The 16,909-nt window shown below is 39.5% G+C and carries 19 protein-coding genes and 1 tRNA gene; 5 read left to right on the top strand and 15 right to left on the bottom strand.

The window, feature by feature from the left end:
* Positions 1-62 precede the first annotated feature (62 nt).
* The 5 genes from ACUR5C_RS07385 to ACUR5C_RS07365 form a co-directional block, all read right to left on the bottom strand.
* Positions 63-809 carry a reprolysin-like metallopeptidase gene (locus ACUR5C_RS07385; RefSeq protein ID WP_454467713.1) on the bottom strand — a complete coding sequence of 249 codons (747 nt, stop codon included), beginning with the start codon at positions 807-809 and terminating at the stop codon, positions 63-65.
* A gap of 14 nt (positions 810-823) precedes the next feature.
* Positions 824-1,540 (bottom strand): protease inhibitor BamI-like protein, encoded by a 717-nt coding sequence (locus tag ACUR5C_RS07380; protein ID WP_454467712.1) that lies wholly within the window; start codon positions 1,538-1,540, stop codon positions 824-826.
* Positions 1,541-2,046: 506 nt separating this feature from the next.
* A tRNA-Leu gene (locus ACUR5C_RS07375) sits at positions 2,047-2,133 on the bottom strand.
* 107 nt (positions 2,134-2,240) lie between these two features.
* Positions 2,241-2,867, bottom strand: coding sequence for an L-threonylcarbamoyladenylate synthase (locus ACUR5C_RS07370; RefSeq protein WP_454467711.1), 627 nt, complete (start codon positions 2,865-2,867; stop codon positions 2,241-2,243).
* Between the two features lie 137 nt (positions 2,868-3,004).
* Positions 3,005-3,844, bottom strand: a complete 840-nt coding sequence (locus ACUR5C_RS07365; RefSeq protein WP_454467710.1) for a PHP domain-containing protein — start codon at positions 3,842-3,844, stop codon at positions 3,005-3,007.
* Between the two features lie 256 nt (positions 3,845-4,100).
* On the opposite strand from ACUR5C_RS07365, the gene ACUR5C_RS07360 reads away from it, so the two are divergent.
* The 3 genes from ACUR5C_RS07360 to ACUR5C_RS07350 are packed head-to-tail and all read left to right on the top strand — an operon-like array spanning position 4,101 to position 5,367.
* A complete protein-coding gene (locus ACUR5C_RS07360) occupies positions 4,101-4,718 on the top strand; it encodes an inner membrane-spanning protein YciB (protein WP_454467709.1) in 618 nt (205 codons plus the stop codon).
* A gap of 29 nt (positions 4,719-4,747) precedes the next feature.
* Entirely contained in the window at positions 4,748-5,047 is a 300-nt protein-coding gene (locus tag ACUR5C_RS07355; RefSeq protein ID WP_454467873.1) for a YciI family protein, read from the top strand.
* 59 nt (positions 5,048-5,106) lie between these two features.
* Positions 5,107-5,367 carry a BolA family protein gene (locus ACUR5C_RS07350; protein ID WP_454467708.1) on the top strand — a complete coding sequence of 87 codons (261 nt, stop codon included), beginning with the start codon at positions 5,107-5,109 and terminating at the stop codon, positions 5,365-5,367.
* 75 nt (positions 5,368-5,442) lie between these two features.
* Here ACUR5C_RS07350 and rpoS read toward each other — a convergent pair whose 3' ends face one another.
* The 7 genes from rpoS to ispF form a co-directional block, all read right to left on the bottom strand.
* Positions 5,443-6,411, bottom strand: a complete 969-nt coding sequence (rpoS, locus tag ACUR5C_RS07345; protein WP_454467707.1) for an RNA polymerase sigma factor RpoS — start codon at positions 6,409-6,411, stop codon at positions 5,443-5,445.
* Positions 6,412-6,603: 192 nt separating this feature from the next.
* Complete coding sequence (locus ACUR5C_RS07340) at positions 6,604-7,620, bottom strand: peptidoglycan DD-metalloendopeptidase family protein (RefSeq protein WP_454467706.1); 1,017 nt, start codon at positions 7,618-7,620, stop codon at positions 6,604-6,606.
* Between the two features lie 182 nt (positions 7,621-7,802).
* Positions 7,803-8,387 carry a YqaA family protein gene (locus tag ACUR5C_RS07335; RefSeq protein ID WP_454467705.1) on the bottom strand — a complete coding sequence of 195 codons (585 nt, stop codon included), beginning with the start codon at positions 8,385-8,387 and terminating at the stop codon, positions 7,803-7,805.
* Positions 8,384-9,052: a protein-L-isoaspartate(D-aspartate) O-methyltransferase gene (locus tag ACUR5C_RS07330; protein ID WP_454467704.1), complete on the bottom strand. Its 669-nt coding sequence runs from the start codon at positions 9,050-9,052 to the stop codon at positions 8,384-8,386. The genes ACUR5C_RS07335 and ACUR5C_RS07330 overlap by 4 nt, the downstream gene beginning before the upstream one ends.
* A complete protein-coding gene (surE, locus tag ACUR5C_RS07325; protein WP_454467703.1) occupies positions 9,049-9,798 on the bottom strand; it encodes a 5'/3'-nucleotidase SurE in 750 nt (249 codons plus the stop codon). Before surE ends, ACUR5C_RS07330 begins: the two co-directional genes overlap by 4 nt.
* A gap of 37 nt (positions 9,799-9,835) precedes the next feature.
* Complete coding sequence (truD, locus tag ACUR5C_RS07320) at positions 9,836-10,891, bottom strand: tRNA pseudouridine(13) synthase TruD (RefSeq protein WP_454467702.1); 1,056 nt, start codon at positions 10,889-10,891, stop codon at positions 9,836-9,838.
* Positions 10,891-11,382 (bottom strand): 2-C-methyl-D-erythritol 2,4-cyclodiphosphate synthase, encoded by a 492-nt coding sequence (ispF, locus tag ACUR5C_RS07315; protein WP_454467701.1) that lies wholly within the window; start codon positions 11,380-11,382, stop codon positions 10,891-10,893. Before ispF ends, truD begins: the two co-directional genes overlap by 1 nt.
* A gap of 311 nt (positions 11,383-11,693) precedes the next feature.
* On the opposite strand from ispF, the gene ACUR5C_RS07310 reads away from it, so the two are divergent.
* Both ACUR5C_RS07310 and ACUR5C_RS07305 read left to right on the top strand, forming a co-directional pair.
* Positions 11,694-12,884 (top strand): amino acid aminotransferase, encoded by a 1,191-nt coding sequence (locus tag ACUR5C_RS07310; protein WP_454467699.1) that lies wholly within the window; start codon positions 11,694-11,696, stop codon positions 12,882-12,884.
* A 118-nt stretch (positions 12,885-13,002) separates the two neighbouring features.
* On the top strand, positions 13,003-14,955 hold the full coding sequence (locus ACUR5C_RS07305; RefSeq protein WP_454467698.1) for a DUF885 domain-containing protein: 1,953 nt from the start codon (positions 13,003-13,005) through the stop codon (positions 14,953-14,955).
* A 133-nt stretch (positions 14,956-15,088) separates the two neighbouring features.
* Here ACUR5C_RS07305 and ACUR5C_RS07300 read toward each other — a convergent pair whose 3' ends face one another.
* From ACUR5C_RS07300 to ACUR5C_RS07290, 3 genes are all read right to left on the bottom strand, one after another.
* On the bottom strand, positions 15,089-15,721 hold the full coding sequence (locus ACUR5C_RS07300; RefSeq protein WP_454467697.1) for a YehS family protein: 633 nt from the start codon (positions 15,719-15,721) through the stop codon (positions 15,089-15,091).
* Between the two features lie 131 nt (positions 15,722-15,852).
* On the bottom strand, positions 15,853-16,566 hold the full coding sequence (ispD, locus tag ACUR5C_RS07295; protein ID WP_454467696.1) for a 2-C-methyl-D-erythritol 4-phosphate cytidylyltransferase: 714 nt from the start codon (positions 16,564-16,566) through the stop codon (positions 15,853-15,855).
* Positions 16,567-16,582: 16 nt separating this feature from the next.
* Positions 16,583-16,870: an FtsB family cell division protein gene (locus tag ACUR5C_RS07290; RefSeq protein WP_454467695.1), complete on the bottom strand. Its 288-nt coding sequence runs from the start codon at positions 16,868-16,870 to the stop codon at positions 16,583-16,585.
* Positions 16,871-16,909: the final 39 nt, after the last annotated feature.

Below are 16,909 nucleotides of genomic sequence, written 5' to 3'. Positions count from 1 at the left end.
TTCAGTTTCGCGCACAAAAAAAGCGACTTAAATGTCGCTTTTTTTGTGTTTAAATTTTAAGACTATTTAAATCTTGAAATACTGCGTTTAGTTGCATTAATGGTCTTCCAACCATATGCTTTACCGGTAATGCCAAATGGTTGACCACCAACACTCCAGTTAGGGTTAGCAAAATAGTCATACTGAGTTGCACTTCCAAATACATGTGGATACGCCATGATACTCGCAAACGAGTTTTGTACGCCATGCCCCATGCCATCGACATAGACTCCACCACTCGTATCACCTTGCTTTCTAGAGTGTGCATTACCTTGGTTATGCCCTAGCTCATGAACAAAAGTAGTGGCTCCACAGTCAACTGCAGTAATACTATACATTTTACCATTTTGCGAAGAGTATAAGTTTCCATTTGCACCTTGACCAACCCAAGCAATACCGCAAGAAATTAATCCAGGTTGACCCGCAGATTGGCCTACCCCCAGCACTGCAACCATGTCAGCACGCCAATCATTTCTCATTCCTTGTACCCAAGAGCTGTTGGTGACAGAGTTAAGCCAAGAGCTAGACGGTGTAATTGTGTAGTTACCTAAGTTTTTTGTCCCAACTAAGCGCAAAGTAATATTAATACCGTTTTGACTATACACTTGGTTACTAAAAGAAATTAACTGGTTTATTTTTGTATTAATGTTTCCAGTTTTAGCAACCGCGCTATTATCATACATAATACCGATATCAATCGTTTCCGCTTGAGCTCCAAAAGCACCACTCGCTAATGCCAATATACTCGCGGCTTTTATTAATTTTTTCATTGTTATTCTCCTAATTATAATGGTGTGTCACTCGCCTGAGCAGGCTCTGGCTCTATGACGATTAGCTCATCCGCAGGAACTGGGACAGCCTCCGATTCGATATGGCTTTGATAAAGGTCGCGTTTTGCTGCGATCCACCCATACTGCTCCTTAGTTTCAAATACATAATTCCCTGATGGCGCGGTAAGTTGACCATAAAGTGCATCGGCCCCAACGGTTAGAACGGTAGTGTGTAACACACCATCGGAACCCACTAACCGACCAAAAACACTTTTGTCACCATTGTCGAATATTGTGGTATTAGTCACTTCCGCAGAAAAAGTTTCTGATGTTTGCGGAATATCTAAATTAAAAGTATCGCCTATCTCAAGCGCTCTTAAAGCCTGTAAGTCAAATTCTACGTAAGCTTCACCATTTAAATCTTGCGGTAATACACCAGCAGCTTCTAGGTATGCTTTTGCTTCAGTAGAAGTTCGCGAAATTCCTGAAAAGGCTGCTTGACTGTTTGTTTCTTGGACTAATTCGCGAGGCGTTTCAGCTTGCTCGTTTTCAGTTATTTTTACGGTTAAATCTTGATGCTCAATTGGCTCGTTAGAATCGACTGGAGTAATTAATTGGGATGAACTTTGTAACAGCTCACGAGGAATTTCGGTGGTTTCGTTTTCACTTAAATAGATATAAGCAAATAGCAATAAAGCGGCACTAATAGCGATAATTATTTTTGTTTTCATTGTTACCTCTAACTTGTTATTTTTTTAGGTCGTGGCTTAATGGCATACAATAATTTAGGTTTTAAGAAATCCTAAGCAATTACCTGTTCATTTTTCGAACAACGAGGCTATGCCTAATATTTTTAAGATGCAATAGTAAAAAGTGTGAAAATTAACAATATCTCAAAAATGATTTTTTAAAACACTGAGACAAGAATTATTTTATAAAATATTGGTAAAACCACAGCCAAAATTCACCAATAAAAGCTGTATATACAAGGACTTAGCCTTATCATGAAAAATTATAAATAGGTTAGCTTTTTGGTTTTTTTAAGGTGATTTTTTTCTAACTGAAGTGATAAAAACGGCTATTAGAATTAATTATAATGGTGAAAAATTTTGTATTACCTGCAATAACCAAGAAACTGTTTTGTATACTAACGGCTACCTAAAATAAGTTAATAAAAGTAGCCAAAAGGATTTTTTCTAGACGAAAAAAAACCTTACGAAAGTAAGGCTCTTTAATTTGGTACCAGAGGCCGGACTCGAACCGGCACACTATCACTAGCGGGGGATTTTGAATCCCCTGTGTCTACCAATTTCACCACTCTGGCATCAATTTGAGGGGCAATTATAACTGATGTTTGGCCTATTGCAATCAATCAAACCTGATTTTTAAGATTAATTCTGGTTTAGTATAAATATTAACCTGAGCTAAAATTTACAGTGACTCAAAATCTTCTGGAGAGCCCCCTCCCCGACGTTTTATTACTGGGTAACCATCTAACATATCAATCACTGTTGTCGGCACATCACTTACCCAGCCGCCGTTAATGACCATATCAACTTTGCCTTGTAATACGTCAAAAATATCTTCGGGATCTGCTAATGGAATTTCTTGATCTGGCATAATTAAGCTTGTTGTCATTAAAGGCTCACCTAAAGCTTCTAACAATGCCAATGCAATTGGATGTTCAGGCACCCGAATACCAATTGTTTTCTTTTTAGGGTGCTGCAAGCGGTTAGGCACTTCAGGAGATGCTCTTAAAATAAAGGTATAGGGGCCTGGAGTATGGTTTTTTAAAACTCTAAAGGAAGTATTATCCACTCGCGCAAAAATGGCGAGTTCTGAAAGATCACGACAAACTAAAGTAAAGTTATGAGACTTATCTAATTTTCTTATTTTACGGATTCTATCAAGTGCTTTTTTATCGCCAATATGACAACCGAGTGCATATCCTGAATCAGTAGGATAAACAATTAAGCCGCCATTACGAATACAGGCAACCGCTTGAGTAATAAGCCGAGCCTGTGGATTTTGAGCATGTACTTCTAATAATTGAGTCATTAATTGACGGCTCCTGAGCAATTATCCTTGTATGACCATGGATCAGTTTTTTATGTGAAATACTAAAAGCTGCAGTATATAAAATTTTCCAACAACCTATCAGCTTTTATTTGAGTTAATCTGTGATAATCGACAAACTAATTCAACAGTATTTCTTTCACATGAGAAATTTCACTATCTAAATATGGAAAGCGCCCTAAATCAGTCCATTTTAAATTAGGGTAATGAAAGTCTGAACCAGAAGAAGCTAACAACTGGTTTTCGTTTAGTTGAATTTTTAACCAATTCATTTTATCTGGCGTTAAGCTTGGATAAGCTAGCTCTATTGCGTCTCCGCCTGCCTGACTAAATGCTTTAATAAGATAACTCAATTTCCTATTTGATAAAGGGTAGCGCGTTGGGTGAGCCAAAACTGAAACTCCGCCAGCTTGCTTAATCAAATGAATGGCATCTTCTAAACTCATCCACTGCTTGGGAATTTTTATTCTGGCTTGCTTTCCAATATATTTTTTAAAAGCTTGCTGCCTATCTTTAACAAAGTTTAACTCTACCATAATTTGAGCTATGTGGCTGCGGGTGACTACTTGTTTGACCGATGCTTTACACGCCTCAAGAACACCTGTAACTCCGGCTTTAACTAAGCGCTCTTCAATAAGCGCTGCCCGTTGCCAGCGTTCATTTTGTTGAAGTTTAAGCGCTTCGTTTAACACGGTATTGCTGGGGTTGATTTTTAAACCAACAATATGAACTTCACCAAACTCAGTAAGTGCCGATATTTCTACGCCTGCAATAATTTGAATGGGTCTATCACTTTTTTCCGCTGCAGCGAGTGCTTCATCGATGCCAGAAACCGAGTCATGATCAGTTAAAGCCAAATAATCGATTTCTCTAGCAACGGCATACTGGACTAAATCGGTCGGAGTTAAAGCACCATCTGAAAAGTTGCTATGGCAATGAAAGTCAAATCGTTTATTCAATTAGAGTCCTAGGCGTGCGCTGTTACGGGCTATTGGGGTAAATTATAACAAACCCTCAGCTAAAATAATTTTTATTCCTGCAGTTTAAAGTCAACACAACTAAAAAATGAGCGTTAATCTGGATTAAATATTTTACTTTTATTAAAAATACGCCTGAATCACCCGATACGGATTATTTAGATAAGCCTAATTGAGCTAGCTTCATACTCTTAAACTCGCTAATATAACCGCATATTTTTTAATAAGGTTTGAATAGATGAAACTCTTTTTTGACTACTTGCCGATCATTGCTTTTGTCGGTATTTATTTTTATATCGACTCAGATACGCCTTTATATCCAGCAGTTCAAGGATTAATGGTTGCTTCGGTAATACAAACCATTGGTGCGAGACTTATCACCGGCAAGTTTGAAAAGCTCCATTTATGGATGCTAGTTGTAACTTTGGTTTTCGGCGCTTTGACTTTAGCTTTTAGAGCACCCGAGTTTGTACAGTGGAAAGCGAGCATTGTAGTTTGGATAATGGCGGCGGTTTTCTTATTCCGTCAACTTGTACAAAAAAAATATTTAATTAAAGACTTATTAAAAGCAGCTCTCGATGAAGGCCTTAGTGTCCCTGAAAAGGTTTGGCGTCAAACTAACTTAATATGGCCTATTGGTTACTTTTTATTTGGTTTTCTCAACTTGTATATTGCATTCAACTTTTCTGAAGCATTTTGGGTAAAGTTTAAGCTTTTCGGGTTGATGGGTTTAACTTTCGCTTTAATGGCGTTCACCATTTACAAACTCTTTCCTTATTTTGCGATTGAAGATTCACCTCAGAGCCCTAACAAAGACAGCCAACAGTTAGATGATAAAAGCCACACAGAAAATTAGTAAAAGAAATCCACGGAGCCCACTTGAATATGTTTTACGCTATTATTTCAGAAGATATAGAAAACAGTTTGTCTAAAAGACAAGCTAGCCGACCTGCTCATTTAGAAAGATTACAAAATTTACAAGCCGAAGGACGCTTGTTATTAGCCGGACCTCATCCGGCAATCGACTCTGATGACCCTGGCCCTGCGGGCTTTACCGGTAGCTTAATAGTTGCTGAGTTTGAAAGCCTAGAAGCTGCAAAAAGCTGGGCAGACTGCGACCCTTATCTGTTGGCAGGTGTTTACCAAAAGGTAACAGTTAAGCCCTTTAAGAAAGTACTTCCTTAAATATAAAAACAGACTTTTAAAATAAACTTTAAAAATTTATCAGCGGAAAAAATTAATCTATGAATCAAGCAAGAATCAATAAAATGCAGTTGTTGTTAGAGCAGGCTTTCCAACCGTCGGTCTTAAACATCAACGATGACAGCCATTTGCACGCTGGGCATGCTGGCGCACAAAGCGGAAAAGGACATTTTAGCTTAGAAATTAAAAGCAAGGCTTTTGAAGGGCTACGTCCAATAAAACAGCATCAACTGATTTACGCAGCGTTAGGTGAAATGATGCAAACCGACATTCACGCTCTGGCCATAAAAGTCTTAAACTAACTTCACAGCGTGTTTTTAAAGAAATTTAAACGAAAAAAAAGCGCGTAATACGCGCTTTTTAGATTTAGCATTAAGCTACACATTAAAGATACTAGAAAGGCTTAACCCTTGACGTTCTAACATAAAGCGTAGTCTTCTTAATGCTTCAACTTGAATTTGGCGTACTCTTTCTCGTGTTAAGCCAATTTCCATTCCAACGTCTTCTAAAGTCGCAGCTTCATAATTCAATAAGCCAAAACGTCGCGCTAATACTTCTTTTTGCTTTTCACCCAGTTGATCTAACCAAAACTCAATGCTTTGCTTTAAATCTTCTTCTTGTAAGCGTTTAGACGGACCGCACTCACGTTCATCAGCAATAGTATCGAGTAAAGGCTTGTCGTTGTCGGCACCAATAGGGCAATCAACCGATGAAATTCGTTCGTTTAAGCCTAGCATTCTTGCCACTGTTTCAACTGGCTTGCCTAACTTTTTGGCAATGTCTTCGGCAGTTGGCTCATGATCGAGCTTTTGAGCTAATTCGCGCGAAGCACGTAAATAAACATTTAATTCTTTTACTACATGAATTGGCAGGCGAATTGTACGCGTCTGATTCATTATGGCGCGCTCTATGGTTTGTCGTATCCACCATGTCGCATAAGTAGAGAACCTGAAACCACGCTCTGGATCAAACTTTTCAACAGCTCGAATTAACCCTAAATTACCTTCTTCAATTAAATCAAGCAAAGCAAGACCGCGATTATTGTAACGGCGAGCAATTTTCACTACGAGTCTTAAGTTACTTTCAATCATGCGCTTACGAGACGCTTCACAGCCTTTTAAGGCTTTACGAGCGAAATAGACTTCTTCTTCTGCGGAGAGTAACGGCGAGGCACCAATTTCGCCTAAATACATTTGAGTGGCGTCAAAACCGCCTTCTCTTTTACTAGCGGTATCTACTTTAAACTTCTCTTGAACTTCAATTTCTTCTAAATGGGCACTTTCTGGCTCGGCTAAATCTAAATCACTAGCCACTATCTTAGCTTTCTTAGTGTTTTGTTTTGGCATTCTTTTGCTCTCCACCTTAAGGACGGCTGTCCTAGAATATCAAAGTCAGAGTACGTTGCATAACTGACTCGCTTCACTGCTGCCTGACTGCTTTTAATTGGCTGATAAATAAGCCTAATTAAGCGGTTCTTCATAGCTATATTAAGTTTATCGACACTATTTAATATAACTTTAGGTTTTTAAAAAATATTTTTAATTTTTCTCAGGTAAATAGTTTAATGGGTCAACTGGCTTACCTTTATAACGAATTTCAAAGTGCAATTTATCACTTTGAGTTCCGCTACTACCTACATCAGCTATTCTTTGTCCAGCGTTTACAAATTCATTTTCAGACACATGGATTTTTTCGTTATGAGCATAAGCACTTAGGTAATTGTTATCGTGTTTAATGATAACTAAGTTACCGTAACCTTTTAGTCCATTGCCCTTATAGACAACTTGACCAGGTGCTGTTGCTCTTACCGGCTGACCTTTTTTAGCAGCAATGTCCAAACCTCTATTTGCATTCAAGCGGCTTGAAAACTTACCTACTATTTGTCCGTCAGTCGGCCAAATCCAATTTATTGACGCATTAGCGCGCACTTGTTGCGATTTCGCTAAGGCTTTTGTTTGTTTTGATTGTTTGCCATGCTGAGACTTTCTCGCATGACTCACAGCCAATTTTTGTTGCGGTCCCTTTCGGGAAGAACCTTTATGCTGCTTATTCGCATAAATGTTTTTTGTATTCGATAAATTTATATTACTCTTTTTTGATCCAGTTGCAAGCTCTCTGGCAGAATTTTTGCGAGTTTTTCCCGGATTTTCATTTAGGTTTATTGGGTGCTGCAATATTTCTTGATTTAAAGCCGCAATAAGCGATTGATGATCATAGAGTTTTTCATCAACGGCTCTTTCAAATTGAAGTTTTTGTCCAGGGTAGATCAGGTTATTTTTGAGTTGATTAATAGCAATTAGCTCATCCACATCAATCGCATTTTCCCACGCGATTGAAAACAAGGTATCGCCAGGCACTACCGTATATTCATTAGGACGCACGCTTATAGTTTCTAAGTGAGAAACGGCTTGAGAGATGTTTTGTTTAGATTCCAGTGCCGAGTCGCTAGCATACAAATCATACACAGGCGCAGGCGCATGTGTACCACACCCTGCCAAAACAGCGGCGAAGAGTACAGAAGTCTTGTGGTACCTAAATAGCAATGACCGACTCACGCAAATTCCTGAAATTACGGTTAGACTTAAAGTCTGAACAAACTTGTCAAAGAACAAAACTAATCTAAGAACTGAAATTGTCTACGAAACTACATAGGCGCCAGAATGATCGATTAGTTAACCGAGCGATTAGTTAATAAATTAATTTAACTATCACCCTTAAATAACTGTTTTTCAACACTTTAAATATATTTGTACAACAAATAACCGCAAATAGCAAGAATCACAATGGACCAACCGATATAATCTACAATTTGGTGTAGCTTTTTCTCCATTTTCTCACCGCCTAGCTTCATTAAGCCTGCCACTAAATAAAAACGACCGGCTCGACCAAACAAAGAAGCGATAATAAAAGGAATGAGTGCCATATTTAAGGCACCGGCTGAAATCGTAAACACTTTGTAAGGTATTGGCGCAAAACCCACAATAAAAACCACCCAAACACCATACTCAGCAAACCAAATTACTGATTTAGCATAGGTGTCCATATAGTTAAATTGAATTAATAAAGGCTCAATTAGGCTATCGAAAAAGTAAAGCCCCAAAAAGTAACCGAAAACACCGCCTAAAACGCTGGTCACGGTTGCGACTAATGCGTAATGCCATACACGGTCAAGCCGCGCTAAACACATAGGCGCCAGCATAACATCGACAGGTATAGGAAATATAATTGACTCGGCAAAGCTCATTACCCCGAGATAATAAACAGCGTAACGATGCTTAGCCCACGCCAGACAGGCTTCATACATGCGAGTAAAAATTTTCACTGAATAGTCCCCCCAAGCAAGGGTACAAACTTTACTTCTTCTACGATCATGGAAGAGATCCCTTCTTCGTCTTTTTCTAATAAATGTAATTGTTGATCACCATTTTTCATAGTAACCGGTATAACCATTCTGCCGCCGACCGCTAATTGATCGATTAGGGCTTGAGGAACTTGGTCTGGCGCTGCTGTGACGATAATTGCGTCAAACGGAGATTGATCTTCCCAGCCTAAATAACCATCTCCGTGACGATGAGTGACATTGTGTAAGTTCAACAGTTTAAAACGCTCAATCGCTTGCTTTTGAAGGGGTAAAATTCTTTCAATTGTGTAAACTCTTCGCGAAACACCAGACAAAACGCTGGTTTGATAGCCGCAACCAGTGCCAATTTCTAGTACATCATTCATTTTGCCGCTCATAACTAATAGCTCTGTCATTCGCGCGACAATATAGGGCTGAGAAATTGTTTGCCCCATGCCTATAGGAAGAGAGGTATCTTCGTATGCTCGATGCGACATTGCTTCATCAATAAATATATGGCGTGGAATAGTTTCCATTACTCGCAATACTTTTTCTTCGACAATGCCTTTATCTCTAAGTCGCTGAATAAGACGACTGCGTGTTCTTTGTGACGTCATGCCGATGCCGGCAAGGTTTTTTGTTATCATAATTCTGACATCCACTCTTTTACTGAGTTAAAGCTTTGGTAAGCAGTAACATCGACTACAATTGGTGTGATAGACACAAACCCTTGATTAACCGCGTTAAAATCGGTCCCCTCTCCAATATCTTGCGGCTCACTAGGCGGCCCTAACCAATAGATGTCACGGCCTTTAGGATCTTGCGCAGGCACTATAGTATCAGCTCTATGCCGACTTCCCAAACGAGTAAGTTGAAATCCTTTAATTTTTTCTAACGGCAAATCGGGAACATTAACGTTTAACACAATATTAGACTCTAAGCTTGAGCCAGCTAACTTTAACATTAAGGTTTGAACAATTTGAGCCGCGGTGTGATAGTGCTGACACTGTTTGCTGGCTAAAGACACTGCGATAGCCGGAAAACCTAAACTTCGACCTTCCATCGCTGCAGCCACTGTACCAGAGTAAAGCACATCATCGCCTAGATTAGCCCCGCGATTAATTCCAGCGATAACGATATCAGGGGGTGATTGCATTAATCGATGAGAGCCTAAATGGACACAATCACATGGGGTTCCGGTAACAGAAAACTGTTGCTCTCCAATATGATTAACCCGAAGGGGCCTATCTAAAGTTAGCGCGTTGCTAGAAGCACTTCGGTCGCGATCAGGTGCAACCAATGTGACAGCATAAGTCGCCCCTAACTGTTTAAATAGTGTTTGAATACCTGGAGCATCAGCACCGTCATCATTACTTAGTAGGATGTTTATCATTTAATTTCAGCTATTTGCTGTCTCCTAGAGCTCATATTTAAACACTTTTAATGTCAGTAAATTGAGCTAATTCCCTCAAAAAACTGGTTGCAAAAGAACCACTGGGTAAACTAAAACTAAACTTTAATATCGTGTCTGCTGGCTTTGTAAGCTCTATATTATCTGCAAAAGCTCGCATAGAGCGTCGTGCTGAGTCAACTCGTTTGCTAACTAAACCATCAATCATAAACTGAAAGTCTGCTATGGCTTCTAACTCTAAAAGTGCAGCTTGAGCGCTCGCTTGAGAGCTTACTTTTCCCGGGAGCCACCCACTAATGTGAATATCTGCTGCGTTGAGTCTATCTTGAATTTCATCCTTAACCTGGGCTTCGTGAAAATAGGAATGTGAGCCGTTTAAGTGAAAGCAGTCGCCATCTAATGCGGTTAACCAATTGCTTCTCTCAAGTCTTTTGGCGACTTGTAAATTAAACAGAAAAGCTCGCGCAGCACTCAGTAACATGCCTTTTTTATCGCGCGATTTTATTTTAATTTCGCCCTTTAAAAATTGCTCAGCTTGAATAAGATTATTGGCGCAATGTCCGAAGCGCTGATAACCAAAGTAATTGGGGAAACCTGAGGATTTAATATTTTCAAGGGTGACCTCAGAAATGCTACCTTGGACTTCACGCATCACAATCTCAAAATGATTTGAAGCAATACTGCCCTTCCTCAGTTTCTTAGCATGTAAACACTTTGCTACCACCTTAAAGCTTTCATTTTCTGCTGGTAAAGGATGATCTTTTAAACCAGGTAAATGACAACTAAACCATTGAGTGGAAACGCTATGCCTATCTTTTTTACCGGCATAACCAATGTCTTGAGAGCGCAACCCATAAAATTTTTGTAACTGCTTTGCAACCCATTCTGTATTGCAGCCACGCTTTTCAATGCGCAAAAATAAGTGCTCCCCTGCTCCGCTGGGTTCGAAAGATAGCGTCTCATTAACAATAAAATCTTCTAACTTTTGACGAATCACCCCTGTTACCTTTGGCATGGCATTAAAGCGAGGTAGGCTGCTTGAGTGTTCGCGATATTGCGCTGAAAAGTCATCCATTAGGAGTATTCATCAGCGGTCGATTCAATTAACGCGACGCAATGAACCGCTATTCCTTCTTTTCTTCCCACAAAGCCTAGTTTTTCAGTTGTTGTGGCTTTAACATTGACTTGTTCAATTGACACTTGTAAATCGGTCATCAATACTTTGCGGATGGCCTCAATAGAATCTAGCATCTTTGGGGTTTGCGCGACAACAGTGACATCGATATTACCAACTCGATATTGTTTTGCTTGGATTAGCTTAATAACGGTACGTAACAGTACTCGGCTATCAGCACCGGCAAACTCTTTTTCTGTATCGGGAAAATGCCGACCAATGTCGCCCAGCGCAGCAGCACCTAAAAGCGCATCGCAAACCGCATGCAACAATACATCTCCATCTGAGTGCGCAACTAATCCTTGATGGTCTGGAAATTTAACGCCGCCCAGAATTAATGGGCTAGTTCCACCAAATGCGTGCACATCATATCCGTGACCAACTCTTATCATTGTTGCCTCTTTGCAAATAATAGCTTTTTCAGCTATTTATAACTCTTAAAAACTGCATTTTAGTCTTTCATCAACAGCTATTCAATCAGACATTCGCGCTAACCCGAGTCGCTGTGAAAATATAATTGCCTGTACTATTAGCATTTAACACATTTATTTAATTTTAAAATAGAACTTTTTGTTAGTGGATGTGATAAACCCCCTAACATTACTGGCAAAACTAGCGCGTTACAGAGTACAATTAGCGTCAATAAAAGTAGTCGCACTTTGCGACTTTTTAACCAAATATAATAGCAAAACGGAGTTACTTAATGTTTGACCAACTTAGCGCGTTACCAGCCGATCCGTTACTTGGACTCATTGGGCTATATAGAGACGACCCAAACCCTAACAAAGTGGATTTAGGTGTGGGGGTTTATAGAGACGAATCTGGTCATACGGCGATAATGACCGCCATAGAAAAAGCAGCGCAAGAACACTTAGCAACCGAAGATAGCAAAACATATATTGGCCCAGGTGGCGTAGTTGGCTTTGTTGAAGGAATACAATCCCTCGTGTTAGGTCAGTCATCTAGCGTACTTAACGACCAGCGTGTAGCTGGCTTACAAACACCAGGGGGCTGTGGTGCACTTAGAGTCGGTGCAGAGCTATTAATGCGCTTAAAGCAAGACTTAACTGTTTGGGTAAGTGAGCCGACTTGGGCAAACCATATTCCACTAATTAAGTCTGCAGGATTATCAATTAAAACTTACCCTTACTTTGACAGTAAAACTGGCGCAGTTAATTTTGATGCTATGGATGCTCAGCTGGCTCAACTAGGACCAAATGATGTGGTTTTACTACACGGTTGCTGCCATAACCCAACTGGCGCAGACTTGGCATTTGAACACTGGAAAAAAATTGCAGAGCGAGCGGTAAACCAAGGCTTTATTCCTTTTGTTGATATCGCATACCAAGGTCTAGGCGACGGTTTAGAAGAAGACGTTAAAGGCGTCAGGTATCTTTCTGAGCAAGTCGAAGAAATGATTATAGCAACCTCGTGCTCTAAAAACTTTGGACTATACCGAGAAAGAGCCGGAACTTTATTAGTACAAACTAAAAACCAAGCTCAAGCGCACGCAATACAAACCCAAACCCAAGATATTGCCAGAGCAATATATTCTATGTCTCCTGCCTACGGTGGCTTTTTAGTAGACAAAGTACTGTCTAGCCCTACTTTACGAAGTGAATGGGAAACTGAACTAAACGCAATGGCCACCCGTATTAAGGCTTTACGCAGCGGTCTTTTAAATGAGCTTGAACAGCGCGGCGTTGGCGACAACTTTCAGTTTATTACCCAACAAAAAGGAATGTTTACTTACTTAGGTATAAACCAAGAACAAGTTGCTAAACTGCGTGCGGAGTACAGTATTTACATGGCAGACTCTAGTAGAATTAATGTTGCCGGTCTAAATACTCAGTGTTTAAGCTACGTAGCTGATGCCCTTAAAGCAGTATTATAAAAAGCAATTTGCCGTAATTTTTTAGCGGAAGTTACGGCAAATATTGATTTAAAATAACAATAAAAGTATGACAATAATAATCTAACCTTTTTAACTTAAATGAATTTGGGAAAATAAAATGATCTTAATTAATCATTTACCACTATCTAAAAAAATCCTGAGTAGCATCATTGCGGTCAGCTTGATAGGCGCATGTAGCCAACAAGACGCCCCCGCAGAATCAAACAACACCAGTCCTCAAGAAGTCCAACAAACCGTTGCTCAAAAAAGTCCACAACAACAGCTACAAGATTTATATATAAAGGCCAACCAAACATTATTTCAGGCGCGAGTTTTTTCTGCGACCTTGTTCGGTTTAAGTGCAGAACAGGTTGGAAAGAATTTCTTTAATAGCACTGAAGATTACTCGCCAAAAAATGAACAGCAATTACGCGCCGATCTTTTAGCTATTTCACAGCAGATAGCCAAAGTTAAATTACCACCTTCAGCGACTCCAAGTGATCATGAAAACCAGCAAGTGATGGCAAGCATTACTCGATATTTTGCCGGAAACCCCAAATTTAATGTTGGCTTTATACATACTTGGATGGGGTTATCGCCGTTTATTGTCAACCAAATAAATGGGCCCTTACTTGATATTCCGCGAATAATGCAAGGTGATCAACCGTTACTGGATGAAAATCATGCTCAAAACTATATAACACGTTTATCAAAGTTTGCGGCGTTAATCGATAGTATACAAGCAAAACAGAAACACGATATGGAGCAAGGTTGGATACCACCCAAAGTAATTTTAAAAGGAGCGCTGCGTTATTTTGACAAGTTCCTGGCTGAGTCACCGGAAAACCACCCGTTAATGACCAACTTTGAAGAAAAAGTTAATCTCATTGACTCGCTCAGCGAAAACCGCAAGAAAGAACTCATTGGTGAAGCACTAACTCAAATAAAGCAAACAGTTTACCCTGCATACCAAAAAATCGCCGAGCAAACGACAGCTTTAGTTAGTAAAGCAAAAGATGAATCTGGAATTTGGGCACAGCCAAACGGAGCGGCATATTATCAAGACGCTATTAAACAATTAGGCGATAGTGAATTAACTGCTGAGCAAATTCACCAAATAGGTCTTAATGAAGTAGCACGCATTTCAGCACAAATGGACAAACTGTTAACAGCTGCAGGATACACTCAAGGCAGCGTTGGCCAAAGAATGGTTGAACTTACCGAAGATCCTCAGTTTTTATATCCAGATTCTGAACAAGGCAGAGCTGAGCTACTGCAAGATCTAAACGGTTACATTGAAGAAATGAATGAAGCAATGGAGCCGCTATTTAAGTCAAAACCAAAATATGCGGTAGAAGTGCGAGCTTTTCCAAAAGAAATTCAGGATGGTGCACCTGGCGGCCAATATTCTCCGCCCTCTCTCGATGGTAGCAAACCAGGTGTTTATTGGATCAATTTGCGCGATATGAAAGCCAATCCAAAATTTAGTTTAAAAACTTTAACCTATCACGAAGCCAATCCTGGTCATCATTGGCAGATAGCACTCAATCTAGAACAAACATCACTACCATTTTTGCGGCGTATTGCACCTTACAATGCCTACATTGAAGGTTGGGCGCTTTACTCAGAACAAGTTGCCGCAGAAATGGGAATGTATAAAAACGATCCGCTTAGCGATCTTGGTAGGCTCCAAGCCGAATTATTTAGAGCGGTTCGCTTAGTCGTAGATACTGGATTACACCATAAGCGCTGGACACGCGAACAAGCTATAGCCTATATGGCTGAAACGACTGGCTCAGTTGAGTCAGATGTTATTTCAGAAATTGAACGCTATATGGCATGGCCAGGGCAAGCACTTGGTTATAAGCTTGGTATGCTTAAAATTTTAGAGCTACGTGAAACAGCGAAAGCCGCTTTAGGAGAAAATTTTGATTTAGCAAAATTCCACGATTTAGTGTTACTCGGTGGAGCAGTACCCATGGCCGTACTAAGTGATAAAGTCAACGCGTGGATAGAAAGCCAAAAAGAAATCCAAACCGAAACAAGTCAAGCTACTCCTAGCCAATCCTAACAGTCATTAATTAATGACTCTCAAAAGGCTATTTTAAATTGCCCTTGCCGAATAACGATTAATCAATCGTTTTTCGGTTAGGGTTTGTAAATATCAAGTCCTTAAAATCTATCGGCTTTGGTGTGATTCCAGCTTAATCCTTTTTAGGTTTTACACTTAATACGTCACGCTTTTTAGTCGCATTAGGGTTATGATAAACCACTTTGTTCGATGCTTTTGCTGGTTTGTGATTTGAGGCCGCTTTATTTTTATTGGGTTTACTTAAGTTTTGCTCTTTATCTTTACTGGTAATATATTTTGCAGGCCTGGTAACAAAAAATTTTAGCTCAACCCCTTTTATAAAGTTGCGCAAAAACTGATCATGGCACGGGCGGTAGTTTTTGTGATCCCGTTTACGGAAAAAAGCGCTGAGCTCAGCCTTATTAATCGGCAGATTAGTTTCACGCATTAAATCAACAATATCTTCTGCTTTTAAATTAAGGGCAATTTTTAATTTGGTAAGAATAATATTATTATTTAAACGCTTTTCTGGCGTAGGCTGTTGCCCTTCTCTTTTACCGCGTCTTTCATTAATTAAACCATTCAAAAAGATAGCAAGTTGAGTGTCGATACACTCCTCAAATAGTGGATCTTCATCTTTTTTTAACCATGCTATCACTTGCTTTGGTGTTACTTTAAGACCGCCCGACTCAAAAATATCCGCCATTTTGGCGTCATTAAAGTTAAAGGTGTAGCGCAGCCGTCTTAAAATATCGTTGTTGGTCAATCTCTTCTCCGCTTAATCTATCGTTGCCGTATTTATCCGGCTTAGCTTTGTTAACAATCTATTAATCACAATTTATATACTCCTCATTTAGGCTAAGCCTTGCGGCAAGCCATGAGAACTTATATTTGAGACTAATTATTGAGTAAATAATGTTGCGCTAATGCAAGATCTTCATTTAAGGTAATTTTAATGTTACTCGCGCTACCACTAACTAGATTTACTTGGTGACCGCTATAACTCAACGCAGAAACTTCGTCGGTTACAAAAACTCCATCTTCCCTGGCTTTTTTCAATGCATTTTTTAAATCAATAAAACTGGCCATTTGAGGTGTAAAGGCTTTTACAATATGACTTCGATCGAGACGTTTAACCACCTGTCCCACGTCATTAACTTGTTGAAGTGTATCATTCACCGCAGCACCTAAAAAGCAAGGCGCTTGATGCTGCTTAAAGTAGTCGATTAATTTATCAAGATCGGCCGTTAAAATGCAGGGACGCGCAGCGTCATGAACCAAAACAGGTGTATCGTCCGGTAAACCATTGTCGTACAAAAACTTAAGCGCGTTAAACACGGAATTGACTCTTTGCTCTCCGCCTTCTATCACTTCGATTTTATCGTTATTTAATGACTTTAAATTGGTATAGTGCTGGTCTTGTGCAGAAATGACTAAAACAACCTTGGCAACGTCTGCTCGGCTTAAAAACTTATTTAGCGTAATATCTAATATAAATTCGCCATTTATCTGTAGGTACTGCTTTGGCACTTGGGAGTTCATACGAGAACCAATACCGGCTGCCGGAATTATCACAACGTTGTTGGTCACTTCAGAAAAATCGACTGGCATAAGATCTCTTTTTTATTTATTGCTTTTCAGCTTCACTGGGAATTACTCGATAAAAAGTTTCATTTGGTTTAACTAAGCCAAGCTTTTCTCGGGCAATTTCTTCTAGTAATTCAGGGTTTTGACGTAACCGCTTTATCTCTTGCTTTAACTGAGTATTTTGCTCAAGAAGTAGGTCATTCTGCTGCTTTTGCTCAGTAATTCGACTTTCTAACTGGTTAATTTTATGCACACTGCCCTCTCCTAACCAAATTCGATATTGGAGGACAATAATTATAATGCAAAAAACTAAACCAAGAATTTTCATAAAAAAGGCTTTATCGCCTATAGTCACAAATCATGAAAT

The organism is Aliikangiella aequoris (genome assembly GCF_053709105.1).
Note: the sequence above shows the minus strand (reverse complement) of the source record. Positions and strands in the feature narration are given on the sequence as shown.

What these genes read in the sequence shown, in the direction of transcription:
- rpoS (WP_454467707.1), bottom strand. Translation starts at nt 6,411, where the DNA reads ATGCCAAAACAAAACACTAAGAAAGCTAAGATAGTGGCTAGTGATTTA.
- ACUR5C_RS07350 (WP_454467708.1), top strand. Translation starts at nt 5,107, where the DNA reads ATGAATCAAGCAAGAATCAATAAAATGCAGTTGTTGTTAGAGCAGGCT.
- ACUR5C_RS07290 (WP_454467695.1), bottom strand. Translation starts at nt 16,870, where the DNA reads ATGAAAATTCTTGGTTTAGTTTTTTGCATTATAATTATTGTCCTCCAA.
- ACUR5C_RS07305 (WP_454467698.1), top strand. Translation starts at nt 13,003, where the DNA reads ATGATCTTAATTAATCATTTACCACTATCTAAAAAAATCCTGAGTAGC.
- ACUR5C_RS07355 (WP_454467873.1), top strand. Translation starts at nt 4,748, where the DNA reads ATGTTTTACGCTATTATTTCAGAAGATATAGAAAACAGTTTGTCTAAA.
- ispF (WP_454467701.1), bottom strand. Translation starts at nt 11,382, where the DNA reads ATGATAAGAGTTGGTCACGGATATGATGTGCACGCATTTGGTGGAACT.
- ACUR5C_RS07380 (WP_454467712.1), bottom strand. Translation starts at nt 1,540, where the DNA reads ATGAAAACAAAAATAATTATCGCTATTAGTGCCGCTTTATTGCTATTT.
- ACUR5C_RS07310 (WP_454467699.1), top strand. Translation starts at nt 11,694, where the DNA reads ATGTTTGACCAACTTAGCGCGTTACCAGCCGATCCGTTACTTGGACTC.
- ispD (WP_454467696.1), bottom strand. Translation starts at nt 16,566, where the DNA reads ATGCCAGTCGATTTTTCTGAAGTGACCAACAACGTTGTGATAATTCCG.
- surE (WP_454467703.1), bottom strand. Translation starts at nt 9,798, where the DNA reads ATGATAAACATCCTACTAAGTAATGATGACGGTGCTGATGCTCCAGGT.
- ACUR5C_RS07385 (WP_454467713.1), bottom strand. Translation starts at nt 809, where the DNA reads ATGAAAAAATTAATAAAAGCCGCGAGTATATTGGCATTAGCGAGTGGT.
- truD (WP_454467702.1), bottom strand. Translation starts at nt 10,891, where the DNA reads ATGGATGACTTTTCAGCGCAATATCGCGAACACTCAAGCAGCCTACCT.
- ACUR5C_RS07370 (WP_454467711.1), bottom strand. Translation starts at nt 2,867, where the DNA reads ATGACTCAATTATTAGAAGTACATGCTCAAAATCCACAGGCTCGGCTT.
- ACUR5C_RS07360 (WP_454467709.1), top strand. Translation starts at nt 4,101, where the DNA reads ATGAAACTCTTTTTTGACTACTTGCCGATCATTGCTTTTGTCGGTATT.
- ACUR5C_RS07330 (WP_454467704.1), bottom strand. Translation starts at nt 9,052, where the DNA reads ATGATAACAAAAAACCTTGCCGGCATCGGCATGACGTCACAAAGAACA.